The sequence below is a fragment of the Apibacter mensalis genome (assembly GCF_001418685.1).
GTDB classification, from domain to species: domain Bacteria; phylum Bacteroidota; class Bacteroidia; order Flavobacteriales; family Weeksellaceae; genus Apibacter; species Apibacter mensalis.
In genome coordinates, this window is record NZ_LIVM01000029.1 from 1 (window position 1) to 2,952 (window position 2,952).

Below are 2,952 nucleotides of genomic sequence, written 5' to 3' on the forward strand. Positions count from 1 at the left end.
CGTTTCGAACTGGAAATCTTAGATAAACTCAACGCTTAAATAAAAAAGCCAACTTTTTTAGGTTGGCTTTTTTATAATATTAAAATTTCATCTTGATATTTTATTCATATAATTCTTCAATTTCATAAAATAATTTTTCTGGAATACCTTCTATATACCCATTAGGATATTCTATATGTTCTCCCTCTAATAGCGTAAACATTATTTTTGGTATTTCAAAAGCCCCATCTTTATTATATTCTGTCCAATCATCTCCCTCATCATCTTTAGGATTAAAATAAATATTCTGATTATTATAAAAATTATTTGTATAACGTTCCTCTAATAAAATTTTATTTTTAAATCCATGACTAGGAGAAGATTTCCAATAAATCATTAAAATAGTAGCCCTATCTGTTTTTGGATTATTTATTAACCAATCCAAAAAATTATATTCACTATCCCAATTCCAATCCATAGTCATTTGATGCCAAACTTTTGGATTTTGAGATTCTGCAAAATCTATTATTTTTTTATTTGCTAATTCTATAATTTGTGATTCTTCCATTTATTACTTTTTAATGACATTTTATTGTTGCTCCTTTATTATTTCTTTGACTTAACCTACTTCTTTCTTCTGCTTGAAGTTTACTTACTTCTTTTCTAGCCTGTGTTCTTGTCAATTCTCCATTATTATACTTATTTACAATATCATTTAATCGAGTTTCCATATTTATATTTATATCTGGATGACTACCTCGATGATAATAATCAAAACCTAAACTATTTGCTACTTGTTGATTTTTAGGTAAAAACACTCCATTTGCAGCTTTATCTTTAGCTCCTCCTAAGCCTACTTTATCAAAAAAATCTTGATTGTTAATCCAAACTTCATGAGGTATAACATGATGTGCTTGAAAATCTCCTCTTATGAAAGGATCAAACCCATGTGTCATGCCTGCTTTGCTCATATTACGCCCTAAAGTCCCACTACCTTCACTGAGCCCGAAAATATCCACCATCGTATTCGAATCACTTACATACGCATAAAAATTCGGGTTGTTACCTGCCAGTTTTATGGGATCTTGGCTAATATATAAACCACTTTCAGGATTATAATAACGGAACCGATTATAATAAAGCCCCGTTTCAACATCCTCATATTGCCCCAGTTGCCTGAACGGAATAAACGGCTGATTGTTAAAGGTATCTTCCCGTATTCTGCCATAGATGTCAAACTCCACCTGCCAAACCAGTTCCCCTTTGTCATCATAGACCTGAGCGGGGCGGCCCAAATAGTCCGATACAATCGAGTAGGACTTACCTTCGCATAGCTTAGCGGTGGTGACTAAACTTCCTTCCTCATAAACCCAAGTGGTCAGGTTTTCGACCGGTTCGGGTCGGTCCAACATAAGCATTTCCAGCTCGTCAGTAATAACTTTAGGACGCCGTGCACACTGATAATGCCATTCATGCAATAAAACATTACCATTCCAAAGATAGCGATAAATCTTTGTATGAACAATTTTCGCTGTTCTTCTTCCTAATGCGTCGTATTCAAAGCGAATCCATTCTCCTTGTGGATTGCAAAAATTTTTCCTTTTTTATTTTGCTTTTGGAACGGAACGTAATTTAAAAACCGCTTCGAAGAAAGCGGTTTTTGTTTCTTATTCTTCGAGCTTTCCTGTTCGTTCATCAAGTAGCTTTGTTATGGTATCGTTTCCGTCCATATAATGAAAAGTACTATCGGTAACGTACAATTTATTACCAACTTGTTTTGGATATTTTTCTTTGCCATTGCAAGCAACGGTAAACAGTAACGATATAATGAACAAGGTTAGGCGTATAGGTTTAGATTTAGGTTATCAAAATATTATTGGCAATTTCTCTTAACTCTTCGTTATCTTCTTCGTGTAAATATTGTTCTAATATTGGCTTGGATAGAACTATATTATATTGACCAATTGCGGTAAGAGCATTGTATTTAATATCAAAATCATCCTCTCGTAAAATCTTATTTAATAATGGTAATAGTTCTGATGAAAGATAATTAGCTGCTATTTGTACATTCCAATAGCGAACACTATATTCTTTGCTATCTAAAGCTATTTTTAAATATGGTACAACATCTTCCGATGAAAATTGCAAAATAACATCTTCTACAAGTTGATAAACCCCCAATCCGTCTATATAACCAAAGGAGTTTAAGAATAGTGGAACACACTCTTTATTACTATTTTGAAGAAAAAATTGGCGCACTTCATCATATTTGCGTATCAGTTCTTCAGATAAATCTTCATCTTTTGGCATCGGTTGATGTTCCTTTAAAAAATTTAATGCTTCTTCTTGTGTCATATTAGTGGCATCCTGTTTTTGGTGTTCTTGGTGGCTTATCAAAACCTCCAAGAGCTTTATTTTGTCTTATAAGTTCTTGTAATTGACGATTAACGACTTTAGGGTCATATCCTGCATCCAAAAGGATTCTTTTCAAGTCTTTTATATCAGCGGCAAGATTATTTCTTAATCCAACAATTGATTTATCAACAGGAACTCTATATGTTCTTGTTAGTTCGTGTAAATCTTTATTAAGATTAATAGTAATCCCCTTTCCGTGTGTTGTTTGGCTTAGTGCATTTTGAACAACGTGGTGTGGTGTATGAGTTGAATTTAGTCCAGATTTGATATTACCTGCTCTTACTTGGTTGTAAGTGCCAACAAATAAATCCTCTCCAGCTCTAGCTAAAGGAATGTCTGGAGAAAGCCCAAATACATCTGTAAATGAATTAGAGTCGGAAACATATGCGTATGTATTCAATCCCCCTAAGATAGAGATAGGGTCGGAACTGATGAAAATTCCACTTTCAGGATTATAATACCTAAACCGATTATAATAAAGCCCCGTTTCTACATCCTCATACTGCCCCAGTTGCCTGAACTTATATTAATAATAACAAGCCAACTTTTAAAGTTGGC

The 2,952-nt window shown here is 33.6% G+C and carries 5 protein-coding genes; all 5 read right to left on the minus strand.

Going from position 1 to position 2,952, the window contains the following annotated elements:
- Window positions 1-100: 100 nt before the first annotated feature.
- Window positions 101-547 carry a DUF4274 domain-containing protein gene (locus tag ASC36_RS10215; RefSeq protein WP_055426390.1) on the minus strand — a complete coding sequence of 149 codons (447 nt, stop codon included), beginning with the start codon at window positions 545-547 and terminating at the stop codon, window positions 101-103.
- Between the two features lie 10 nt (window positions 548-557).
- Window positions 558-1,457, minus strand: a complete 900-nt coding sequence (locus tag ASC36_RS11145; RefSeq protein ID WP_073961273.1) for an RHS repeat domain-containing protein — start codon at window positions 1,455-1,457, stop codon at window positions 558-560.
- Window positions 1,458-1,646: 189 nt separating this feature from the next.
- Complete coding sequence (locus ASC36_RS10755) at window positions 1,647-1,814, minus strand: hypothetical protein (protein ID WP_156332329.1); 168 nt, start codon at window positions 1,812-1,814, stop codon at window positions 1,647-1,649.
- A 22-nt stretch (window positions 1,815-1,836) separates the two neighbouring features.
- A complete protein-coding gene (locus ASC36_RS10225) occupies window positions 1,837-2,376 on the minus strand; it encodes a HEAT repeat domain-containing protein (protein ID WP_141656272.1) in 540 nt (179 codons plus the stop codon).
- Window positions 2,336-2,905, minus strand: a complete 570-nt coding sequence (locus ASC36_RS10230) for an RHS repeat-associated core domain-containing protein (protein WP_221400593.1) — start codon at window positions 2,903-2,905, stop codon at window positions 2,336-2,338. The genes ASC36_RS10225 and ASC36_RS10230 overlap by 41 nt, the downstream gene beginning before the upstream one ends.
- Between the last annotated feature and the right edge of the window lie 47 nt (window positions 2,906-2,952).